Below are 19,927 nucleotides of genomic sequence, written 5' to 3'. Positions count from 1 at the left end.
ATCCTCCCGTGCGGTCCGCACCGGCGGCCACGGTGGACCTGCGGAAGCCGTGTGACGTGCGTCCCAGCCGCCATCCGTCGGCGCGTGCGCAGCAGAATGCCCGCCCACACTGGTCGGAGACGACCCTGTCCGTGAGGTGCCCCGTGCCCGAGAACTCCGGCCTGCCCCGTCTCGAACCCGTCGGGTCCGAGCAGGCCTCCCCGTCCGCCGTCGTGCTCGTGCTGCACGGCGGCCGCGCGCACAGCCGGGAGAGCGGCGAGCGCAAGCGCCTGACCTACCGCCGCATGCTGCCCTTCGCCCGCGCGCTGAGCGCGGCAGGCCCCGCCGTCCACGTCGTCCGCTACCGCTACCGCGGGTGGAACGCCCCCGCCAAGGACGCCCTGCGCGACGCCCAGTGGGCGCTCGGGGAGCTGGCCGAGCGCCATCCGGGCGTGCCGGTGGTGCTGCTCGGGCACTCGATGGGCGGGCGCGCGGCGCTCGGTGCCGCCGGGGCGTCGAACGTCGTCGCCGTGTGCGCGCTGGCCCCGTGGCTCGACGGGTCCGACCCGGTCGTGCAGCTCGACGGGCGCACCGTGCTGATCGCGCACGGTGACCGGGAGCACTGGACCGACCCCGCGGAGTCCTACCGCTACGCCGTTCGCGCGAAGGAGCGTGGCGTCCGGATCTGCCGGTTCGACCTTCCGGGCGCCGGTCACTTCATGATCGTGCGGTCGCGGGACTGGCACGATCTCACCCGCCGGTTCGTGCTCGGCGTGCTCGGCATCGAACCCGAGGACCCGGTGATTGCGAACGCTCTTCGTCAGCCCACACCGAGCGGCCTGCGGGCCATGCTGGACGGAGCCCACCCATGACGAAGGTCCCGACCGTCGCGGTCGTCGGGTCCGGCGTCGCCGGGCTCACCGCCGCCCACCTGCTGCAACGCGCCGGTCGCGACGTCACCCTGTTCGAGGCCGACGCCCGGGTCGGCGGGCACGCGCACACCCACGAGCTGCCCACCTCCGACGGCGGCACCGCGTTCGTCGACTCCGGGTTCATCGTGCACAACGAGCGCACCTACCCGAACCTGCTGCGGCTGTTCGCCGAGCTCGGCGTGGCCACGCAGGAATCGGACATGTCCATGAGCGTGCGCTGCGAGGGATGCGGCCTGGAGTACGCGGGCGCCCGGAAGCTGGGCGGGCTGTTCCCGCAGGCGTCCAACGCCGCGCGGCCCGCCTACCTGCGGATGCTGGGTGAGGTGGTGCGGTTCCACCGGCACGCCCGCCGGGTGCTCGCCGACGAGCGCGCGGGCGACGTGACGCTGGGGGCGTTCCTGGCGATCGGGGGCTACTCGCGCTACTTCGTCGAGCACTTCATGCTGCCGGTCGTCAGCGCGGTGTGGTCGGCGGGCGAGACCGTGTCGATGGCCTACCCGGCCCGGTACCTGTTCACGTTCCTGCACCACCACGGGCTGCTCGCGATCGGCGGGTCGCCGCAGTGGCGCACGGTCACCGGCGGGTCGCGGTCCTACGTCGAGCGCGTGGTCAAGGGCCTCTCGGCCGTGCACGTGTCCACCCCCGTGCGTGCCGTCGCGCGGGCGGCGCACGGCGTCGAGATCCGCGACGACGCCGACCAGGTGCACCGCGCCGACCAGGTCGTCGTCGCGACGCACCCCGACCAGGCCCTCACCCTGCTGGCCGAACCCACCGCCGACGAGCGGGCGGTGCTCGGCGCGTTCACCTACTCGCGCAACACCACCGCGCTGCACCACGACACCTCGGTGCTGCCGCGGCGGGCGAACGCGCGGGCGTCGTGGAACTACCTCAAGCCGGCCTGCTCCTCGGCCGACCGCCCGGTGCTGGTGTCCTACGACATGAACCGGCTGCAGCGCCTGTCCGAGCCCGACGACTACGTGGTCACCCTCAACGGCACCGACCGGATCGACGCCGACCGCGTCGTCGCGACGATGCACTACGAGCACCCGATCTACACCCCGGACTCGGTGGCCGCGCAGCGCAGGCTGCCCGCCCTGAACGACGGCACCGTCGCCTACGCGGGCGCCTACCACGGCTGGGGCTTCCACGAGGACGGCTGCGCGGCGGGCGTGCGCGCGGCGGCGTCGCTGGGGGCGGGCTGGTGACCGCGTCCCAGGAACAGGCCGTCCGGGCACCGGTGGCGGTTCCGGCGCTGTACGACGCCGAGGTCCGGCACGTGCGCCGCAGGGCGCTGGACCGGGCGTTCGGCCACGCCGTCTACCTGTGGCTCGTCGACCTCGACGCGTTGCCGCGGCTGCCCGCGTGGCTGCGCCCGTTCGCCCGGTTCGAGGCGCGCGACCACCTCGGCGACCCGGCCCGCACCATCCGAGAGAACCTCGACGCGTGGCTGGCCACCCAGGGCGTCGACCTCGCGGGCGGCCAGGTGCTCATGCTCGCCAACGCGCGACTGCTCGGCTACGTGTTCAACCCGATCACCGTGTACTGGTGCCACCGCCCCGACGGCGAGCTGGAGTGCGTGGTCGCCGAGGTGCACAACACCTACGGCGAGCGCCACTGCTACCTGCTGCACACCGACGACGCCGGGCGCGCGGAGACCGCCAAGGACTTCTACGTCTCACCGTTCCTGTCCGTCGACGGGCGGTACCGGATGTCGCTGCCGCTGCCCGGGGAGCGCCTCGCGATCGCGGTGACGTTGCACCAGGAGGGATCCACGGCGCTGACGGCCACCGTCGTGGGCACCCGCCGCCCGGCCACGCCCGCGTCCCTGGCCCGGATGCTGCTGCGGCGCCCGCTCATGACCTACCGCACCTCGGCGCTGATCCGCCGACACGGCATCGCGCTGTGGCTGCGCCGCCTACCCGTGATCCGCCGCCCGCAGCACACACCCCAGAAGGGCGTCCAGTGAACACTGAACCCGCCAGCACCACACGGCCGGTCGTCAAGAGGTCCAACAACCACCTCGTGCCCCGCCCGAACGAGGGCGTGTGGCCGGGCCTGGCCACGCCGCCGTTCTCGCCGGGCCGGGCCCGCATCGCGGAGGCGTTGTTCCGGCGCGCGGTGAAGCGGCTCCCGGTGCGGGTCGTGTTCCCCGGCGGGGAGCGTCTCGGCGCCGGCGGGCCCGACTCGCCGGTGATGCGGCTGGTGCGGCCCGCGGCGTTCTTCCACCGCCTCGGCGCCGGCTCGAAGATCGGCTTCGGCGAGTCGTACATGGTCGGCGACTGGACCACCACCGAGCTGGCCGACCTGCTCACCCCGTTCGCCGCCACGCTCTCCACGCTGATCCCACCCACGCTGCAGCGCATCGGGCGCCGCTACGCCGAGGCGCGCCAGCCGAAGGAGGAGGTCAACACCGTCGAGGGGTCGCGGGAGAACATCCACCGCCACTACGACCTGTCCAACGAGCTGTTCGCCACCTTCCTCGACGAGACGATGTCGTACTCGGCGGGCTGGTTCGCCGACGGCAGCGACGACCTGGTGCTCGCCCAGCAGCGCAAGATCGACGGCGTCCTGGACATGGCCGGGGTCGGCCCGGGCAGTCACGTGCTGGAGATCGGCACCGGCTGGGGCGGGCTCGCCACCCGCGCCGCCCAGCGGGGGGCACGGGTCACCACCCTGACGATCTCCGCGGAGCAGGCCAAGCTGGCCGAGGAGCGGCTGACGAAGGCCGGCGTCGCCGACCGCGTGCAGGTGCTGCTGCGCGACTACCGCGAGGCCCGGGGCAGCTACGACGCCGTGGTCAGCGTCGAGATGATCGAGGCGGTCGGCGAGAGCTACTGGCCCACCTACTTCGCCACCCTGGACCGGCTGCTCAAGCCGGGGGGCCGGGTCGGACTGCAGTCGATCACGATGCCGCACGACCGGATGGTGTGCGCCCGCGGTGACTACACCTGGATCCACAAGTACGTCTTCCCCGGGGGGCTGATCCCCTCGGTCGAGGCGATCGAGCAGAACCTGCGCGACCACACCGACCTGCGCATCGCCGAGCGCCGCAGCCTCGGTCCGGACTACGCGCGCACGCTGGCGCACTGGCGGGAGACGTTCCTGGCCCGCTGGGAGACCGTCGCCGGTCTGGGCTTCGACGAGACCTTCCGCCGGATGTGGGAGTTCTACCTCGCCTACTGCGAGGCCGGGTTCCGCGTGGGCTACCTCGACGTCTACCAGCTCTCGCTCCAGCACCGCCGCGCGCACTGACCTCCAGGAGATCGACGGCAATGAACATCTCGGGCACCAGCCCCGTCGCCCCGCAGCTCGCGGGCCTCGTCGAACGACTCGTCGGCGCGCCGCTGCCCATCCGCATCCGCGCGTGGGACGGCAGCGAGAGCGGTCCCGCCGACGCACCGGTGGCGATCATCCGGCACCGCCGCGCCCTGCGGCGGCTTCTGTGGAACCCGGGCGAGCTCGGGCTGGCGCGGGCGTTCGTCGCCGGGGAGCTCGACGTCGAGGGCGACATCGCCGACGGCCTCTCGCGCTTCTGGAAGCTCGCCCGCGCGCAGAACCTGGGCGCGGTGCAGCTCTCCACCGCCGACAAGCTCGACGCCGCGAAGCTCGCCGCACGCCTGGGCATCCTGGGACCGCGCCCGAGGCCGCCGGCCTCGGAGGCGCGCCTGTCCGGCGGGCTGCACACCCGCCGGCGGGACCGGGCCGCGATCGCGCACCACTACGACCTGTCCAACGACTTCTACGAGTTCCTGCTCGACCCGCAGATGGCGTACTCGTGCGGCTACTGGACCCGGGAGGCGTCGGCGACCTACGGCCTGGTGGACGCGCAGCGCGACAAGCTCGACCTGATCTGCCGCAAGCTCGGACTCCAGCCGGGGATGCGGCTGCTCGACGTCGGCTGCGGGTGGGCGTCGCTGCTGATCCACGCAGCGACGCACTACGGGGTCACGGCCGTCGGGGTGACCCTCAGCGCGGAGCAGCGGGCGTTCGGTATGGCCCGGGTCGCGGCACTGGGCCTCTCGGACAAGGTCGAGATCCGGTTGCAGGACTACAGGGCCATCGGAACCGACTCGAGCCCGGACCAGCCCTTCGACGCCATCTCCTCGATCGAGATGGGCGAGCACGTCGGCCAGGACAACTACCCGGTCTACGCCGCGCAGCTGCACCGGTTGCTGCTCCCCCACGGGCGGCTGCTGCTGCAGCAGATGTCGCGCGGGGCGTCGGGCGGCAACACCGCTCCCGGGGGCGGCGCGTTCATGGAGTCCTACGTGGCCCCGGACATGTACATGCGCCCGCTCGGGGAGACGCTGAACTTCCTGGAGGCGGCCGGGCTGGAGGTCGTGGACGTCCACTCGCTGCGCGAGCACTACGTCTGGACCGTCCGGCCGTGGCTGGACACGTTGCAGGACCACAAGGCGCAGGCGATCGCGCTGATCGGCGAGGAGCAGTACCGGGTGTGGCTGCTCTACCTCGCGGGCGCGGCGCTGGCGTTCGAGGAGAACCGGATGGGCGTGCACCAGATGCTCATGGTCCGCCCCGACGCCGACGGTCGCTCGGGCCTGCCCCGCGGCCGGACCTCGACGCTGGGCGGCGATCCCGAACTCGATCACGGTCCGGCCACGAACGGTGTCGCGGCCAACGGTTCGGCGCGCACCGCGCTGACCGAGTCGACACGATAGGCACATGACTCCGTACCCCTGGGGCGCGGCGCTGACCAACCTGTGGGTCAGCGCCGTCGTCGTCGTGGTCCTGTTCACCGCCGCGCTGCTCGTGGCCGTGACGGTGCGCGGCAACCGGCACGACGGCATCGACGTCGTGTGGGGCGCGGGGTTCGGCGTCGTCGCGATCACCACGTTCCTGCTGTCAGCGGGCCAGGGCGACGACTGGCGCCGCATCCTGATCACGGTCCTGACCTGTGTCTGGGGCTTCCGCCTGGCCTGGCACATCGAGCGCCGCAACCGGGGCAAGCCCGAGGACCCGCGCTACGTCGCGATCATGGAGCGGGCGCGCGGCAACCCGGTGGTGCACCTCGTCCGCACGGTGTACGTGCCGCAGGCCGTGATCATGTGGGTCGTGTCGCTGCCGGTGCAGCTGGGCCAGTACGGCTTCGCCGACGGCGTGCTGGCGGTCACCGTCACGGTGCTGGGCGTGCTGTCCTGGGCGGTCGGGTTCTTCTTCGAGACCGTCGGCGACGCCCAGCTCGCCGCGTTCACCGCCGACCCGGCGAACAAGGGCCGGGTGATGGACCGAGGGCTGTGGCGCTACACACGCCACCCCAACTACTTCGGCGACGCCGCGGTCTGGTGGGGCCTCACGCTGCTCGCCCTGCACCACCCGGCCGGGCTGATCGGCCTGCTCAGCGCGGCGCTGATGACGTGGCTGCTGGCCAAGGGCACCGGCGCGAAGCTGCTGGAGTCGTCGATCGGCACGCGCCGCCCCGGTTACGCGGAGTACGTGCAGCGCACGAGCGGGTTCTTCCCGCTCCCCCCGCGGAAAGCCTGAACCGCGGGCGCTCCCCCTGCGAACCAGATATCGAGCACACCATTTCGGAGAGGACGTCCATGAACCCCGGCGACCAGGTCAGCGACTTCGAGCTGAAGGACGAGACGGGCACCCCCCGCAGGCTGTCCGCGTTGTTGGAGAACGGCCCGGTCGTGCTGTTCTTCTACCCGATCGCCTCCAGCGGCGGCTGCACCCAGGAGGCCTGCCACTTCCGCGACCTCGCCGCGGAGTTCGCGGCGCTGGGCGCCCAGCCCGTCGGCATCAGCGGCGACAACGTCACCGCGCAGAGCACGTTCGCCACGGCGCACTCGCTGGGCTACCCGCTGCTCTCCGACGCGGGCAAGAAGGTGGCCAAGGAACTCGGCGCCAAGCGCTCGTGGCTGCCGGGCGGCCTGCAGACCAAGCGCAAGACGTTCGTGATCGGCCAGGACCGGCGCATCATCGAGGTCATCGCGAGCGAGACCAAGTTCGACATGCACGCCGACGACGCGCTCGCCGCCTTGAAGAAGCACCGTGCGGCCGGGAACCCGGGGCACGCCGCATGAGCTCTGATCACGCCGTGATCGACGGGCGGACGGTCACCGCATCCACGGTGGTGGCCGCCCCTCCCGCCGAGGTGTTCGCGCTGCTGGCCAACCCGCACCGGCATCACGAGTTCGACGGCTCGGGCACCGTCCGCGGCGCCACCTCGGGGCCGCAGCAGCTCGCGCTGGGTGACCGCTTCGGCATGGACATGAAGATCAAGGTCCCGTACCGGATCACCAACCGGGTGGTGGAGTTCGACCAGGACCGGCTCATCGGGTGGTGTCACCCGGCCCGGGCGATCTGGCGCTACGAGCTGGAACCCGTCGACGGGGGCACCCGCGTCACCGAGACCTTCGACTACGCGGGGTCCCCGGTCGCGAAGGGCATGGAGCTGCTGAAGATGCCCCGGGGCAACGCGAAGTCGATCCGCGACACGCTGCGCCGGCTCGTCACGATCTTCGGCGCGCCGGCCGGGGCCTGACCGGCGGGCCGCCCGGGCGGGCGGCCCGGGCGGCCCGCCGCTCCCGGATCCTCGGCCTAGAGCTGGGTGAGGATCTCCGCGCCGTCGGCGGTGACCAGCACCGTGTGCTCGAACTGGGCGGTGCGCGAGCGGTCCTTGGTGACGACCGTCCAGTCGTCGGGCCAGATGTCGTAGTCGACCGAGCCGAGGGTGATCATCGGTTCGATCGTGAACGTCATGCCGGGTTCGAGCAGCGTGTGCACGTCGGGGGCGTCGTAGTGCAGGACGACGAGCCCGCTGTGGAAGCTGCGGCCGATGCCGTGGCCGGTGAAGTCGCGCACCACGCCGTAGCCGAAGCGCTTGGCGTAGGACTCGATCACCCGGCCGACCACGTTGAGCTCGCGGCCCGGGCGCACCGCCTTGATCGCGCGCATGGTCGCCTCGCGGGTGCGCTCGACGAGCAGCCTGCTGTCCTCGTCGACCTCGCCTGCGAGGAACGTGGCGTTGGTGTCGCCGTGCACCCCGCCGACGTAGGCGGTGACGTCGATGTTGACGATGTCGCCGTCGGAGATCACGGTGGAGTCCGGGATGCCGTGGCAGATCACCTCGTTGAGGCTGGTGCAGCACGACTTCGGGAAGCCCTTGTACCCCAGTGTGGACGGGTACGCGTCGTGGTCGACGAGGAACTCGTGCACCACGCGGTCGACCTCGTCGGTGGTGACGCCGGGGGCCACCGCCTCCCCGCCGACGGCCAGTGCCCGGGCGGCGATCCGCCCGGCGTGCCGCATCGCCTCGATCACCTCCGGCGTCTGCACCCACGGCTCGGTGCTGCGGGCCGGGGACTTCTTGCCGACGTACTCCGGCCGCGGGATGTGCGCGGGCACCGGGCGGATCGGCGTGGGGGTCCCGGGGGTGAGCAGCGTGCGGGCAGGCATGGATCCAGTGTATGTCCGGCGCTCAGGTGACGCGGTGGGCCGCCCGCCGCGCCACGACCAGCGAGAGGGCCCGCCAGCCGAGCATCAGCACGGCCAGCGAGACGGCGGTGACCGCCGCGAAGGTGGGCGGCAGGTCGCCGGTGAACGCCAGGCGCAGCACGAGCCCGACCCCGGCGGTGCCGGCCACCACGACGGCACCCGCGCGCAGGCCGGCCGGATCGACCCGCACGATCGGGGCGGACCAGACCGCCGCGAGCCCGGCCAGGAACGGTGCCGCGGTGCCGAGCAGACCCAGCAGATCCGCGGACCCGGCGTGGTTGATCCGGCCGACGGCGACGAACACCACCACCGCCACCACGTCGGCGGCGAGGGCGAGCGCGGGGATGCGGCTGCGCGGCATCCCGCCAGGATACGACGCGACGGCTGCGGACGGTGGCGGGTTGCCGGATCACTCACACCCCGACACGCGCACCCCGAGACCCCGACTCGCGCAAGCACACCCGGCAACCCCCGCGAGTCGGGGCCTGCGTGCGCGCGAGTCGGGGCCTGCGTGCGCGCGAGTCGGGGCCTGCGTGCGCGCGAGTCGGGGTCAGGAGGCAGAGAGGAATCGGGCGGCGGCGTCGACGGCCGGGGCGGAGGACGCGCCGTCGACGACGAGCACCGCGAAGGCGACGTCGCCACGGTAGCCGACGAACCAGCCGTGGGCGCGGCCGTCCGCGGTGAACTCCGCCGTGCCGGTCTTGCCGAACACCTCGCCCAGGCCCGCGAGCGATCCCGCGGTGCCGTCGGTGACGACCGCGCGCATCATCGGGCGCAGCACGTCGAGCACCGCCGGATCGGGTGTCGCGGGCGGGACCAGCCGCTCGGTGGCGGCCCCGTCGATGAGCTGCGGCACGACCGGGGCCCCCCGGGCGACGGTGGCCGCCACCAGCGCCATCCCCAGCGGCGAGGCGAGCACGTCGCCCTGCCCGAAGCCGTTCTCCGCGCGTTGGACCTGCTCGTCCGCCACCGGCACCGACCCGGTGACCGTGACGATGCCGGGCACCGCGTAGTCGGCACCCAGGCCCAGCGCGAGCGCCGCCGCGGGCAGCGCGCCCGGCGCCAGCCCCGCGCCGATCTCGGCGAAGGTGGTGTTGCAGGAGCGGGCGAAGGCGGTGGTGAGCGAGACGGTGCCGAGATCGAAGCGGCCCGCGTTGGGTACCGGCCGCCCGCCGATGGTCGTCTCGCCGGGGCAGGCCACCTGAGCGTCCCCGGTGAGCCCGTCCTCGACGATCCCGGCCGCCGTCGTCACGATCTTGAACGTGGAGCCCGGGGGGTAGCGGCCGGTGAGGGAGAGCGCACCCGCGGCGTCCGCCGGACCGTTCTGGGCCACGGCGAGGATCTGCCCGGTCGACGGGGCCACGGCCACGATCATCGCCTGCTGCGGCACCGGCTCGACGGCGTCCTCGGCCGCGGTCTGCAGACTCCGGTCCAGCCCGACCGCGACGGTGGCACCGGGCTGCGGGGCGGTCTCCGCCAGCGAGCGGACCGAGCTGCCCGACCGGCCGAGCACCCGGACCGACCACCCGGCGACGCCCTCGATCCGATCCGCGACCTCGGCGCGCACCGCAGGCAGCACCTGCCGCGCGAACCCGGCGTCGGGGGCCAGCAGCCGCTCTCCGGTGGTGAACCGCACACCGGGCAGGTCGTAGATCGCGTCACGCACCGAGCGGTAGTCGGTGTCGCGCAGGACGGCCACGCCGTAGGCCTGGCCGTCGGGGGTGCGGGCGGCGCCGTCGGTGATCGACTGCTGGGTGATGGCGGGGTCGATCGGGTTCAGCGCGGCCGCGAGCGCCCCGGTGACGGCCGGCAGGTCGCCCGCCGCGGTGCGGTCGAGCAGCACGGTCACCACCGGGGTGGCCTCGAGCAGCGGGGCGCCGTTGCGGTCGACCACCGGGGCGGGTTGCGCCTCCTCGGTGGCGACGGCGAGGCGCTGCCCGGCGCCGAGTTGCGGGTGCACGACGGTCGGCGCCCAGCGCACCCGCCAACCGGTCTCGGCGGCGGGGGACGGATCGAGCTCCAGCTCGCCGAGGTAGGACCAGGTCCGCCCCTCCCCCAGGTCCCAGGTGACGTCGACGGACGCCGTGGCGCGGTCGGCGGCCGTGCGCACCTGCGCCGCCGTGGCCGTGAGCGCGACCGGTGTCAGGGAGTCGCGGGTGGCGGTCAGCAGGGTCGTGGCGGCGTCGGGGTCGTCGGTGAGCGCCGCGGCCCCCGCGGCGTCCCCGGCGCTCCAGGCCGCCAGGAACTGCTCGACGGTGCGCTCGGGCCCCCCGCCTCCGAACAGCCCACACCCCGCGGTGACACCCAGCATCGCGACGACGACGAGCACGGCGCGGAGTGGGCGGGGGCCAGGCATGGGCCGAGTATGCCCACCGGCCCCCGGACACGAGCGGATGACGGCCCGGGCCCGGGCCCGTGGACCGCGGTCAGTGCGCGTCCCCGACGGTCCGCAGGACGATGTGCAGCAGCTCGTCGAGCTCGCGGAGCTGCTCGGCGGTGAGACCCAGCGACCCGGGCGCGTTGAAGGCGCGGACACCCGGCAGCGCCGCGGCCATCACGGCCCGCCCCTCGTCGGTGATCACGATCGCGCTGCGGCGCCCGCGCCCGCCGGGGCCGTCGCGGCGGACCAGCCCGCGCTCCAGCAGCGGGCCCACCAGCTCACCCAGGCTCTGCGGCCGGACCAGCACCCGGCGGGCGAGCTCGGCCTGGGTGAGGCCGTCGTCGTCGGCGAGGTAGGCCAGCACGCCGAACTGCGACGGCGTGAGCCCGACCTCGGCGAACACCGCGGTGAACCCCCGGGCCACCACGTGCGCGGCCTGCACCAGCGTCCAGGCGGGGAAGGTCTCTTCCGGCACGCCCGCAAAGTATCAGGTACCTTCTAATTAGCAGGTGCCTGATACCAGGGAGGGCGGCATGAGAGTGATCATCATCGGTGCGGGCATCGGCGGGTTGGCCCTCGCCCAGGCGCTGCACCGCGCCGGGATCGAGGTCTCGGTGCACGACCGGGACCGCACCGTCGCCGACACCGGCGGCTACCGCCTGCACCTGGACGGGACCGCCTGCGCGGCGCTGCGCCGCCACCTCCCGCCCGCGCTGTACCAGGCGTTGCTGGGCAGCTCGGCCGGTGACGCGTCGTTCCGGCGGTTCGCGGTGCTCGACCACCGGATGCGCCTGCTCGCCGAGGAGCCCCGCGAGCGCGACGAGACGCTGCTCGTCGGGCGGATCCCGCTGCGCCGGCTGCTCACGTACGGCCTGGACGACGCACTGCGCTTCGGTTCCGCGTACACCGGCCACGAGGTCCGCGGCGACGCGACGGTCGTGGCCCGCTTCGCCGACGGCTCCACCGTCCACGGCGACCTGCTCGTCGGCGCCGACGGCGTCGGGTCCCGGGTGGCCCGCGCCCTCGCCGGGCGCCCGACGTCGCACCCGCTCGGCGTCTCCGGGCTGGCCGGCCGCACGCACCTCACCGACGCCACGCGCGCGCTGCTTCCCGCGGCACTGCGGAGCGGGCCGGCACTGGCGGTCGGACCGGGCGGCATCGGGGTGTTCCTCAGCGTCCACGATCCGGTCGCCGGGACCGCCGTCGACGCCACGACGTGCACCGACGTGCCCGCGGACGTCGAACCGGGCGACCTGGTGTGGGGCGTCAACGCCGCCGACCGGGCCTTCCCCGCCGGCCTGCGGTCGGCGGCTCCGATGGAGCTGCAGCGCAGTGCCGCCGCGATGCTGGAGGGCTGGGACGGCGCGCTCCGGGCACTGGTGGCCGCCGAGGCGGGGGCCGTCGGCTTCTTCGGCTTCCACGCCGCCGATCCCGACGGGGACCCCACGCCGTGGCCGAGCGGCGTGGTCACCGCGATCGGCGACGCGGTGCACGCGATGCCGCCGACCGGGGGTCGCGCGGCCGCAACGGCGATCCGCGACGCCGACCTGCTGGCAACCCGGCTGATCGAGGCCCGCACCGGGACGACGACGATCCCCCTGGCCGTACACGGCTACGAGCGCCGGATGCCGGCGTACGCCGCCGACGCGATCCGGGAGTCGCTCGCGCCGCTGGCGTGGATGCGCCGCCTGTCGACCCCCGGCACGCGGTACCTCGCCCACGCCGGACTCGCCACGGTGGCCACCGCACGGCGCCTGCGCCGCGGGTGATCACCCGCGCACCTGCGGATCAGAACAGGATCGTGGCGAAGCTGGCGATCTGGGTGAAGCCGATTCTCGTGTAGCTCGACCGTGCCACGTGGTTGTAGGCGTTGACGTACAGGCTCGACACCCGATTCATCGCGGCCAGCCGCGCCACGACCGCCGCCGTGCCGGACGTGCCGAGGCCGCGCCCGCGGACGGCCGGGTGCACCCACACACCCTGGATCTGCCCGACCCGGCCCGACAGCGCCCCGATCTCGGCCTTGAACACCACCTCGTCGCCCTCGAACCGGGCGAACGCCCGTCCCGCGCCGACGAGCTCCGCGACGCGCGCGCGGTATCCGGCGCCGCCGTCGGCTCCGCGGGGGTCGACGCCGACCTCCTCGGTGAACATCGCGATCGCGGCCGGCAGGTAGCGGTCGAGCTCGTCGGGACGCACCGGACGCACCAGCGGGTCCGGCGTGACGGCGGGGTGTCCCGCCAGCACCATCAGCGGCTGGTCCGCGCGCACCTCCCGGGCCGGCGCCCAGTGCGGTGCAAGCTCGTCCCACATCGGCAGGACCAGCTCCGCGCGGCCCACCACCGACGAGCAGGCCCGGCCGTGGCGCCGGGCCCGGTCGGCGAAGCTGCGCAGGGCGCTGCGCTCGCCGCGCAGGGGCACGAGGTTGGCGCCGGAGAAGCACAGCCCGTCCAGCCGCGAGCCCGCGGACCACACCTCGCCGCCCAGGCGCCACGGGTCGAGCCCGGCGAGCTCGATACGGGCCGCGACCATGCAGGCCGCCACCGGATCGCTGTCCAGGGCAGCCCGGACCGCCGGCCGGTCACGGTCGTCGAGAAGCCGGGCGCCGGCGACTCTGAGCACCTGCCTACGGTGCCACACCGACGCCGCGTTGCCCACGACGGGACCACCCGGATTCGGCAGGCGATCGCCGGGTTCGATCAGCCGACGGTCACCTGCGGGTCGCCCCCCGTGGCGCCGTCGGCCTCCATCGACTCGGCGATCTTCATCGCCTCCTCGATCAGCGTCTCGACGATGGCGTGCTCCGGCACGGTCTTGATGACCTCGCCCTTGACGAAGATCTGCCCCTTGCCGTTGCCCGATGCGACGCCCAGGTCCGCCTCGCGGGCCTCCCCCGGGCCGTTGACGACGCAGCCCATGACCGCCACCCGCAGCGGCACCTCCATACCGGTGAGCCCGGCGGTGACCTCGTCGGCCAGCTTGTAGACGTCCACCTGCGCGCGCCCGCAGGACGGGCAGGACACGATCTCCAGCTTGCGGGGACGCAGGTTGAGCGACTGCAGGATCTGCGCGCCGACCTTGATCTCCTCCACCGGCGGCGCGGACAGCGAGACGCGGATCGTGTCGCCGATGCCCTGGCGCAGCAGCGCCCCGAACGCGACGGCCGACTTGATCGTGCCCTGGAACGCCGGCCCGGCCTCGGTGACGCCCAGGTGCAGCGGGTAGTCGCACTGCTGCGCGAGCAGCTCGTAGGCGCGGACCATCACCACGGGGTCGTTGTGCTTGACCGAGATCTTGATGTCGTGGAAGTCGTGCTCGGCGAACAGGGACGCCTCCCACATCGCCGACTCGGCCAGCGCCTCGGGCGTGGCCTTGCCGTGCTTCTCCAGCAGGCGCTTGTCGAGCGAGCCCGCGTTGACCCCGATCCGGATCGGCGTGCCGCGGTCCTTCGCGGCGCGGGCGATCTCCTTGACCTGGTCGTCGAACTTGCGGATGTTGCCCGGGTTGACGCGCACCGCGGCGCAGCCCGCGTCGATCGCGGCGAACACGTACTTGGGCTGGAAGTGGATGTCGGCGATCACCGGGATCTGCGACTTGGCCGCGATCGCCGGCAGCGCCTCGGCGTCGTCCTGGCTGGGGCACGCGACGCGCACGATGTCGCAGCCCGCGGCGGTGAGCTCGGCGATCTGCTGCAGGGTGGAGTTGACGTCGGAGGTCAGGGTGGTGGTCATCGACTGCACCGAGATCGGGTGGTCCGACCCGACGCCGACCGCACCCACCTGCAGCTGACGCGTCGGCCGCCGCTCGGACAGGGTGGGAGCGGGGGGAACGGGCATACCGAGTGAGACGGTCACAGCCCCCAGTATCCCCCGCGTGCCCCGCCCTCGCCGTAGACGGTGGCGCGAAACGCACTTCGGAGCCACAGTGCTGCACATGGAGCCCGGGAACAGCGCTGTGGCTCCGAAATGCGGGGTCAGGTGCGACCGTCGCGCTCCTGCGCGGTGTGCAATGTCGAGCTGTGGGGCAGCCAGGTGGCCAGCTCCACCGGCCAGCCGTCGGCCGCCAGCACCGCGACCACGGCCGGGTCGTCGTCGAGCACCGACACCACCTCCCGGGTGGCGGCCAGGCGGCGCAGCACCTCTCGCTTCATCCAGCGCGCCGGGCGTGAGTCGCCGTCCTCACGCATGATCAGCGGGCCGGTCGGGAGGCCGTGGCGGGCGAGCCAGCGCTCGGTGAGCCGCCGGGTGCGCTCGGGACGCCCGGTCAGGTAGACGACGTCGTGGTCGGCGAGCGCGGCACGCAGCCGGTCGGCGCCCTCGACGAGCAGCGGGTCGCGGTCCGCGGCCTGGAAGAACCGTTCCCAGCGCTGCGGCCGGGCCCGCAGGTGGTGCAGCCGGTGGGTGACGTCGGCGAGCACCCCGTCGACGTCGAACACGGCCAGCGGGCGGCTCGACGGTTCGGGGGCCGCCGTCACTGGAACAGCTGCACCGGGTTGACGAGGTCGGCGACGACCAGCAGCCCGCTCCACGCGATGAACACGATCGCCACGACGTAGGCCACCGGCATGAGTCGCGCCACATCGACCGGGCCGGGGTCCGGGCGCCCGCGCAGCCGCGCCAGCCGGCGGCGGACCGACTCCCAGATCGCCGGGAAGATCTGCCCGCCGTCCAGCGGCGGGATCGGGAGCAGGTTGAACAGGAACAGCGAGATGTTGACCGCCGCGAGCAGGCTCAGCAGCAGCGACGCCTCCGCGGCCAGGGGGATGTCCCGGTCCAGGATCTCGCCGCCGATCCGGGAGACCCCGACGATGCCGATCGGGCCGTTGTCGTCGCGTTCCCCGCCTGCCACCGCGCCGACCAGGTTCGGCAGCCGCGACGGGAGCTCGGCGATCGCCTGGCCGGTGCGCCCGATGATGTCGCCGATCTCGACGATCACCGTGCCCAGACTCTGCTGCTCGTAGAACGTCACGGGGGCCAAGCCGAGAAAGCCGGCCTGCACCACCCTCTCTGGGTCGTCGAGCGCACGGAGCTCGTTCCGGATCGGCGTCGGCGTCAACTCGCGGAGTTGCCCGTCACGCTCCACCGTGACCGTGATCGCGCGATTCACCGATCCGCGGATCGCCTCCTGGACCACCGGCCACTCCGACTCGGTGACCGCGCGACCCTCCACCGCCACGATGCGATCGCCAGGCAGGAAACCCGCTGCGGCCGCCGGGGAGGGCGGTGCCCCGGGCGGGCACTCCGTCACGCCCTGCTCCGCCTGCTCTGCGCTGATCACGCATGCGTTGACCTGCCTCACGGTGGTGGTCGTGCCGGTATCCGTCCCGATCCCCATCAGCAGGATCGCGAACAGCACGATCGCCAGGATCAGGTTCATGACCGGCCCCGCGGCCATCACGATGATCCGCTTCCACGGCGCCCGCAGGTAGAACTGCCGGTGCGCGTCCTCGGGCCGGACGTCCATCGCGGACTGCGCCCGCACGTCGTCGATGAGGCCCTGGAACGGGCCCGTGCGGCGGCTACTGCCCAGCAGCTCACCCTTCGCCGGCGGGATCATGCCGATCATGCGGACGTAGCCGCCGAGCGGGATGGCCTTGAGCCCGTACTCGGTCTCCCCCCGCTTCACCGAGACCAGCGTCCGGCCGAAGCCGACCATGAACTCCGGCGCCTTGATGCCGAACCAGCGGGCGGTGACGAAGTGGCCCAGCTCGTGCCAGGCCACCGAGAACAGGATCCCGACGAAGAAGATCAGGATGCCGAGCACGAACATCATGGGGCCACCCCGGTCGCCTCGCGGGCGTGCGCCCGTGCCCAGTCCTCCGCCGCCAGCACGTCGTCCACGCTAGCCGGGTCAGCCGTCCACGCGTCGGCGGTGTCGAGGACGCGCTCCAGCAGGTCGGTGATACCGGTGAACGGCAGCGCCCCGGCGACGAACGCGGCCACCGCCTCCTCGTTGGCCGCGTTGAGCACAGCGGGCAGGCACCCCCCGGCCTCCCCGGCGCGCCGGGCCAGCGCGACGCCGGTGAAGGCGTCCTCGTCGAGCGGCTCGAACGCCCAGGTCTGCGGAGCGGCCCAGGTGCACGGCAGCGCCGCGCCCGCCAGTCGCTCCGGCCAGCCCAGCGCCAGCGCGATCGGCAGGGCCATGTCCGGCGGGCTGGCCTGGGCGAGCGTGGAGCCGTCGACGAAGGTCACCATCGAGTGCACGATGGACTGCGGGTGCACCACCACGTCGATCCGGTCGTAGGGCACGTCGAACAGCAGGTGCGCCTCGATCAGCTCCAGCCCCTTGTTGATCAGGGTGGCGGAGTTGATGGTGATCACCGGGCCCATCGCCCACGTCGGGTGGGCCAGCGCCTGCTCGACGGTGACGTCAGCCAGCTCGGCGCGCGTGCGGCCGCGGAACGGCCCACCGGACGCCGTGAGCACCAGCCGGGCCACCTCCTCGGCCCGCCCGCCACGCAGGCACTGCGCGAGCGCGGAGTGCTCGGAGTCGACCGGCACGATCTGCCCGGGCGCCGCGGCGCCGGTGACCAGCGCACCGCCGGAGACCAGCGACTCCTTGTTGGCCAGCGCGAGCGTGGCCCCGGACGCCAGCGCGGCCATCGTCGGGCCCAGCCCCACCGAGCCGGTGATGCCGTTGAGCACGATGTCGGCGCCCGCCCCCGCCGTCAGCTCGGTGGCGGCGGCGGGGCCCGAGAGCACCTCGACGCCGCGCAGTCCCATGCCGGGCAGCGCGCGGCGCAGCGCCTGCGCGGCGTCGAGGCCGGCGACGGCCACCTGCCGCACGCCGTGGGCGCGGATCTGGCGGGCCAGCAGCGTGACGTCCCCGCCCCCGGCGGCCAGCCCGGCCACGGTGAAGCGGTCGGGGTGGGCGTCGACGAGGTCGAGGGCCTGGGTGCCGACCGAGCCGGTGGAGCCCAGCACGAGGACGGAGCGGGTGTTCATCACCGACCATCATCCTCGCCCACGTGTTGTGCGACCATGTGGCCCGGCACCTAGATCAGGAGGACACCGGTGGCGAGTAACTCCCGTGAGCTGGCGCAGCAACCGGCCGTCGACCCCGAGGAGGAGCCGTCGGCCGAGTGGGGATGGCACGGCGGATTCCCCCGCGCCATGGTGGTCGCGGGCTGGGTCTCCGTCGCGAGCCTGCTCCTGATGCTGATCGGCAACCACAGCGGCCAGACCGAGAACCTCTGGCTGGTCGGCGTGGCCATCGTGATGGCGGCGGCGCTGGTGTGGCACTCGGCCGGCAAGCGCAACTCCTGGCGTCGCTGAGCAGCCTCGTCGGGACTCGGCGATGGGTGACGCGGTCGAGCTGGAGGTCGGTGACCGCACCGTCCGCCTGAGCAACCCCGACCGTGTCTACTTCCCGGCCCGCGGGGAGACCAAGCTCGACCTCGCCCGCTATTACCTCGCCGTGTCCGACGGCATCGTGCGCGCGCTGCGCGACCGGCCGTGCATGCTGCACCGCTTCCCCACCGGCGTCACCGGCGAGAAGGTGCACCAGAAGCGCCTGCCGCGCGGCGCACCGGACTGGGTGCAGACCGTGCGGATCACCTTTCCCCGGTGGAACCGCACCGCCGACGAGCTGTGCGTGCAGCATCCGGCGGACGTCGTGTGGGCGGTGCAGATGTCCACGGTGGAGTTCCACCCGTGGAACTCCCGGCGCGGGCACGTCGAGCGGCCCGACGAGTGGCGGATCGACCTCGACCCCATGCCCGAAGCGGCCTACGCCGACGTGCAGCGGGTGGCCCACGTCGTCCACGAGGTGCTCGACGAGCTGGGTGCGGTGGGGTTCCCGAAGACCTCCGGCGGCACGGGCATGCACGTCTACGTGCGGATCCCGCCCGACCACGGCTTCGCCGACGTCCGCCGCGCCGCCCACGCCTTCGCGCGCGAGGTGGGCCGGCGCTGCTCGCTGGTGGACCTGACCTGGTGGCGCAAGGACCGCGACCCGGCGTCGGTGTTCGTCGACTTCAACCAGAACGCCCGCGACCACACCATCCGCAGCGCCTACTCGGTGCGCGGCGTGCCGGAGGCGGTGGTCTCCACCCCGATCCGGTGGGACGAGATCGACGACGCCGACCCGCGCGAGTTCTCCATCGCCACGGTGCCCGCCCGCTTCGCCGAGCTCGGCGACCTGCACGCCGGCATCGACGACGCGGTGTTCGGGCTCGACGAGCTGCTCGACTGGGCCGACCGCGACACCCACGACGGCGTCGAGGACCCACCCGAGGTTCAGGATCTCGACGGCTGACGCAGCTGCTCCAGCACCGCCCGCACCCGCGCGGCGTCGACGGGGCCACCGGCGCACGCACGCAGGAGCAACCCGTCCAGGCCCGCGGAGAACGCCGCCGCGCAGTCGGGCGCGAGGCGGGCCGCGAGCGCGTCCAGACCCTGCCACCAGCGGTCCAGTTCCGCGCGCAGGGCCGGGCGTCGCGCGGCGAGCAGGCACAGCTCGTACTCGGCGAGACCGCCTGCGCCGCTGCCGGCCACGAGCGCGGCCAGCGCGTCGAGCGCCGCCGCGGGCTCGGACGGTACGGCCTCCAGCGCCGCGAGCCACCGGTCGTTGACGTCGACGAGCGCGGCGACCAGCAGGTCGTCGACGGTCGGGAAGTAGTAGAGGACCGCGCTCGGCGCCACCCCGGCCTCGGCCGCGACCGCGCGCTGGGTGACCGCGGCGACACCCGCGTGCCCGACCAGCCGCACCGTGGCCTCGAGCAGCGCGCGCCGGCGGCGGTCGCCCTTGAGTCGCCGCCCGTCACGGAGTTCAGCCGGCATGCGGGGCCCGCCCCAGTTCCAGTGCGAGCACCCCGCCGATCACCAGGACGATCCCGCCGATCTGGACCCAGGTCAGGCCCTCGCCCAGGAAGACCGCTCCGATCAGCGCGATCAGGGCCACCCCGGCCGCGGCCCACACCCCGTAGGCCACGCCGATCGCCATGCCCAGCGCGAGCGCCTGGCTCAGCGCATAGAACGCCACGCCGTACCCGAGCGCCACGACGACCGAGGGCACCGGCCGCGTGAACCCCTCGGAGAACTTGAGAGCGACGGTGCCCGTCACCTCGGCGAGAACCGCTCCCGCCAGCCAGAACCACATCTCGACCACCCGTCGACAGAAACCTGAGCAAACGCTCCAGATTCTAGTGGGGTGCTACGCGAACCGTGAACCGCGA

At 73.4% G+C, this 19,927-nt stretch carries 22 protein-coding genes; 11 read left to right on the top strand and 11 right to left on the bottom strand.

All coding sequences use genetic code 11. The annotated features are described in order from the left end of the window. Positions 1 to 143: 143 nt before the first annotated feature. From Q1K26_RS16325 to Q1K26_RS16290, 8 genes are read left to right on the top strand one after another with little or no spacing between them, the layout of a single operon-like run. On the top strand, positions 144 to 851 hold the full coding sequence (locus tag Q1K26_RS16325; protein WP_300013072.1) for an alpha/beta fold hydrolase: 708 nt from the start codon (positions 144 to 146) through the stop codon (positions 849 to 851). Beyond that, the gene (locus Q1K26_RS16320; protein WP_300013069.1) at positions 848 to 2,116 is read left to right on the top strand and encodes an FAD-dependent oxidoreductase; all 1,269 of its coding nucleotides are present in this window, start codon (positions 848 to 850) and stop codon (positions 2,114 to 2,116) included. The genes Q1K26_RS16325 and Q1K26_RS16320 overlap by 4 nt, the downstream gene beginning before the upstream one ends. A gap of 32 nt (positions 2,117 to 2,148) precedes the next feature. After that, the gene (locus Q1K26_RS16315) at positions 2,149 to 2,877 is read left to right on the top strand and encodes a DUF1365 domain-containing protein (RefSeq protein ID WP_300013280.1); all 729 of its coding nucleotides are present in this window, start codon (positions 2,149 to 2,151) and stop codon (positions 2,875 to 2,877) included. A 56-nt stretch (positions 2,878 to 2,933) separates the two neighbouring features. Then, on the top strand, positions 2,934 to 4,163 hold the full coding sequence (locus Q1K26_RS16310) for a cyclopropane-fatty-acyl-phospholipid synthase family protein (RefSeq protein WP_300013277.1): 1,230 nt from the start codon (positions 2,934 to 2,936) through the stop codon (positions 4,161 to 4,163). Between the two features lie 20 nt (positions 4,164 to 4,183). Further along, a complete protein-coding gene (locus Q1K26_RS16305) occupies positions 4,184 to 5,590 on the top strand; it encodes a cyclopropane-fatty-acyl-phospholipid synthase family protein (protein ID WP_300013066.1) in 1,407 nt (468 codons plus the stop codon). Positions 5,591 to 5,594: 4 nt separating this feature from the next. After that, positions 5,595 to 6,413 carry a DUF1295 domain-containing protein gene (locus Q1K26_RS16300; RefSeq protein ID WP_300013063.1) on the top strand — a complete coding sequence of 273 codons (819 nt, stop codon included), beginning with the start codon at positions 5,595 to 5,597 and terminating at the stop codon, positions 6,411 to 6,413. A gap of 59 nt (positions 6,414 to 6,472) precedes the next feature. After that, positions 6,473 to 6,958, top strand: a complete 486-nt coding sequence (locus tag Q1K26_RS16295; protein WP_300013060.1) for a peroxiredoxin — start codon at positions 6,473 to 6,475, stop codon at positions 6,956 to 6,958. Next, complete coding sequence (locus Q1K26_RS16290) at positions 6,955 to 7,419, top strand: SRPBCC family protein (RefSeq protein WP_300013057.1); 465 nt, start codon at positions 6,955 to 6,957, stop codon at positions 7,417 to 7,419. The genes Q1K26_RS16295 and Q1K26_RS16290 overlap by 4 nt, the downstream gene beginning before the upstream one ends. A 56-nt stretch (positions 7,420 to 7,475) precedes the next feature. Here Q1K26_RS16290 and map read toward each other — a convergent pair whose 3' ends face one another. From map to Q1K26_RS16270, 4 genes are all read right to left on the bottom strand, one after another. After that, a complete protein-coding gene (map, locus tag Q1K26_RS16285; protein ID WP_300013054.1) occupies positions 7,476 to 8,333 on the bottom strand; it encodes a type I methionyl aminopeptidase in 858 nt (285 codons plus the stop codon). Between the two features lie 22 nt (positions 8,334 to 8,355). Then, complete coding sequence (locus Q1K26_RS16280) at positions 8,356 to 8,733, bottom strand: DUF3054 domain-containing protein (RefSeq protein ID WP_300013051.1); 378 nt, start codon at positions 8,731 to 8,733, stop codon at positions 8,356 to 8,358. Between the two features lie 189 nt (positions 8,734 to 8,922). Then, on the bottom strand, positions 8,923 to 10,728 hold the full coding sequence (locus Q1K26_RS16275) for a penicillin-binding transpeptidase domain-containing protein (RefSeq protein WP_300013048.1): 1,806 nt from the start codon (positions 10,726 to 10,728) through the stop codon (positions 8,923 to 8,925). A gap of 70 nt (positions 10,729 to 10,798) precedes the next feature. Then, positions 10,799 to 11,227, bottom strand: a complete 429-nt coding sequence (locus Q1K26_RS16270; RefSeq protein ID WP_300013045.1) for a MarR family winged helix-turn-helix transcriptional regulator — start codon at positions 11,225 to 11,227, stop codon at positions 10,799 to 10,801. Positions 11,228 to 11,285: 58 nt separating this feature from the next. Here Q1K26_RS16270 and Q1K26_RS16265 point away from each other — a divergent pair, with 58 nt between their 5' ends. After that, the gene (locus tag Q1K26_RS16265) at positions 11,286 to 12,521 is read left to right on the top strand and encodes an FAD-dependent monooxygenase (RefSeq protein WP_300013043.1); all 1,236 of its coding nucleotides are present in this window, start codon (positions 11,286 to 11,288) and stop codon (positions 12,519 to 12,521) included. Positions 12,522 to 12,540: 19 nt separating this feature from the next. On the opposite strand, the gene Q1K26_RS16260 is transcribed toward Q1K26_RS16265, so the two are convergent. From Q1K26_RS16260 to dxr, 5 genes are all read right to left on the bottom strand, one after another. Continuing rightward, a complete protein-coding gene (locus Q1K26_RS16260) occupies positions 12,541 to 13,374 on the bottom strand; it encodes a GNAT family N-acetyltransferase (protein WP_300013040.1) in 834 nt (277 codons plus the stop codon). 77 nt (positions 13,375 to 13,451) lie between these two features. Beyond that, positions 13,452 to 14,606, bottom strand: coding sequence for a flavodoxin-dependent (E)-4-hydroxy-3-methylbut-2-enyl-diphosphate synthase (gene ispG, locus Q1K26_RS16255; protein WP_300013037.1), 1,155 nt, complete (start codon positions 14,604 to 14,606; stop codon positions 13,452 to 13,454). A 119-nt stretch (positions 14,607 to 14,725) separates the two neighbouring features. Next, complete coding sequence (locus Q1K26_RS16250) at positions 14,726 to 15,226, bottom strand: hypothetical protein (protein ID WP_300013033.1); 501 nt, start codon at positions 15,224 to 15,226, stop codon at positions 14,726 to 14,728. Next, a complete protein-coding gene (locus Q1K26_RS16245; RefSeq protein ID WP_300013030.1) occupies positions 15,223 to 16,524 on the bottom strand; it encodes a site-2 protease family protein in 1,302 nt (433 codons plus the stop codon). Before Q1K26_RS16245 ends, Q1K26_RS16250 begins: the two co-directional genes overlap by 4 nt. After that, positions 16,521 to 17,696, bottom strand: coding sequence for a 1-deoxy-D-xylulose-5-phosphate reductoisomerase (gene dxr / locus Q1K26_RS16240; protein ID WP_300013027.1), 1,176 nt, complete (start codon positions 17,694 to 17,696; stop codon positions 16,521 to 16,523). The genes Q1K26_RS16245 and dxr overlap by 4 nt, the downstream gene beginning before the upstream one ends. A gap of 69 nt (positions 17,697 to 17,765) precedes the next feature. Between dxr and Q1K26_RS16235 the strand changes: the two genes are divergently transcribed. Then, positions 17,766 to 18,026 carry a DUF2631 domain-containing protein gene (locus tag Q1K26_RS16235; RefSeq protein WP_300013025.1) on the top strand — a complete coding sequence of 87 codons (261 nt, stop codon included), beginning with the start codon at positions 17,766 to 17,768 and terminating at the stop codon, positions 18,024 to 18,026. A gap of 22 nt (positions 18,027 to 18,048) precedes the next feature. Next, positions 18,049 to 19,008: a DNA primase small subunit domain-containing protein gene (locus Q1K26_RS16230; protein ID WP_300013023.1), complete on the top strand. Its 960-nt coding sequence runs from the start codon at positions 18,049 to 18,051 to the stop codon at positions 19,006 to 19,008. Here Q1K26_RS16230 and Q1K26_RS16225 read toward each other — a convergent pair. Then, positions 18,990 to 19,532, bottom strand: a complete 543-nt coding sequence (locus tag Q1K26_RS16225; protein WP_300013021.1) for a TetR family transcriptional regulator — start codon at positions 19,530 to 19,532, stop codon at positions 18,990 to 18,992. The two genes, Q1K26_RS16230 and Q1K26_RS16225, sit on opposite strands and share 19 nt — an antisense overlap. Further along, entirely contained in the window at positions 19,522 to 19,851 is a 330-nt protein-coding gene (locus Q1K26_RS16220) for a multidrug efflux SMR transporter (RefSeq protein ID WP_300013274.1), read from the bottom strand. Before Q1K26_RS16220 ends, Q1K26_RS16225 begins: the two co-directional genes overlap by 11 nt. Positions 19,852 to 19,927 lie beyond the last annotated feature (76 nt).

The sequence above is a fragment of the Pseudonocardia sp. genome (assembly GCF_029263155.1).
GTDB lineage: Bacteria > Actinomycetota > Actinomycetes > Mycobacteriales > Pseudonocardiaceae > Pseudonocardia.
The sequence above is the reverse complement of the archived record's forward strand: the minus strand, read 5'-3'. Positions and strand labels throughout refer to the sequence as shown.

Bases quoted from the DNA above. Each gene is read 5' to 3' on its own strand.
- Q1K26_RS16320 (WP_300013069.1), top strand. From the start codon at position 848: ATGACGAAGGTCCCGACCGTCGCGGTCGTCGGGTCCGGCGTCGCCGGG.
- Q1K26_RS16305 (WP_300013066.1), top strand. From the start codon at position 4,184: ATGAACATCTCGGGCACCAGCCCCGTCGCCCCGCAGCTCGCGGGCCTC.
- Q1K26_RS16300 (WP_300013063.1), top strand. From the start codon at position 5,595: ATGACTCCGTACCCCTGGGGCGCGGCGCTGACCAACCTGTGGGTCAGC.
- Q1K26_RS16295 (WP_300013060.1), top strand. From the start codon at position 6,473: ATGAACCCCGGCGACCAGGTCAGCGACTTCGAGCTGAAGGACGAGACG.
- Q1K26_RS16290 (WP_300013057.1), top strand. From the start codon at position 6,955: ATGAGCTCTGATCACGCCGTGATCGACGGGCGGACGGTCACCGCATCC.
- map (WP_300013054.1), bottom strand. From the start codon at position 8,333: ATGCCTGCCCGCACGCTGCTCACCCCCGGGACCCCCACGCCGATCCGC.
- Q1K26_RS16280 (WP_300013051.1), bottom strand. From the start codon at position 8,733: ATGCCGCGCAGCCGCATCCCCGCGCTCGCCCTCGCCGCCGACGTGGTG.
- Q1K26_RS16275 (WP_300013048.1), bottom strand. From the start codon at position 10,728: ATGCCTGGCCCCCGCCCACTCCGCGCCGTGCTCGTCGTCGTCGCGATG.
- Q1K26_RS16265 (WP_300013043.1), top strand. From the start codon at position 11,286: ATGAGAGTGATCATCATCGGTGCGGGCATCGGCGGGTTGGCCCTCGCC.
- Q1K26_RS16245 (WP_300013030.1), bottom strand. From the start codon at position 16,524: ATGATGTTCGTGCTCGGCATCCTGATCTTCTTCGTCGGGATCCTGTTC.
- dxr (WP_300013027.1), bottom strand. From the start codon at position 17,696: ATGAACACCCGCTCCGTCCTCGTGCTGGGCTCCACCGGCTCGGTCGGC.
- Q1K26_RS16230 (WP_300013023.1), top strand. From the start codon at position 18,049: ATGGGTGACGCGGTCGAGCTGGAGGTCGGTGACCGCACCGTCCGCCTG.
- Q1K26_RS16225 (WP_300013021.1), bottom strand. From the start codon at position 19,532: ATGCCGGCTGAACTCCGTGACGGGCGGCGACTCAAGGGCGACCGCCGC.
- Q1K26_RS16220 (WP_300013274.1), bottom strand. From the start codon at position 19,851: ATGTGGTTCTGGCTGGCGGGAGCGGTTCTCGCCGAGGTGACGGGCACC.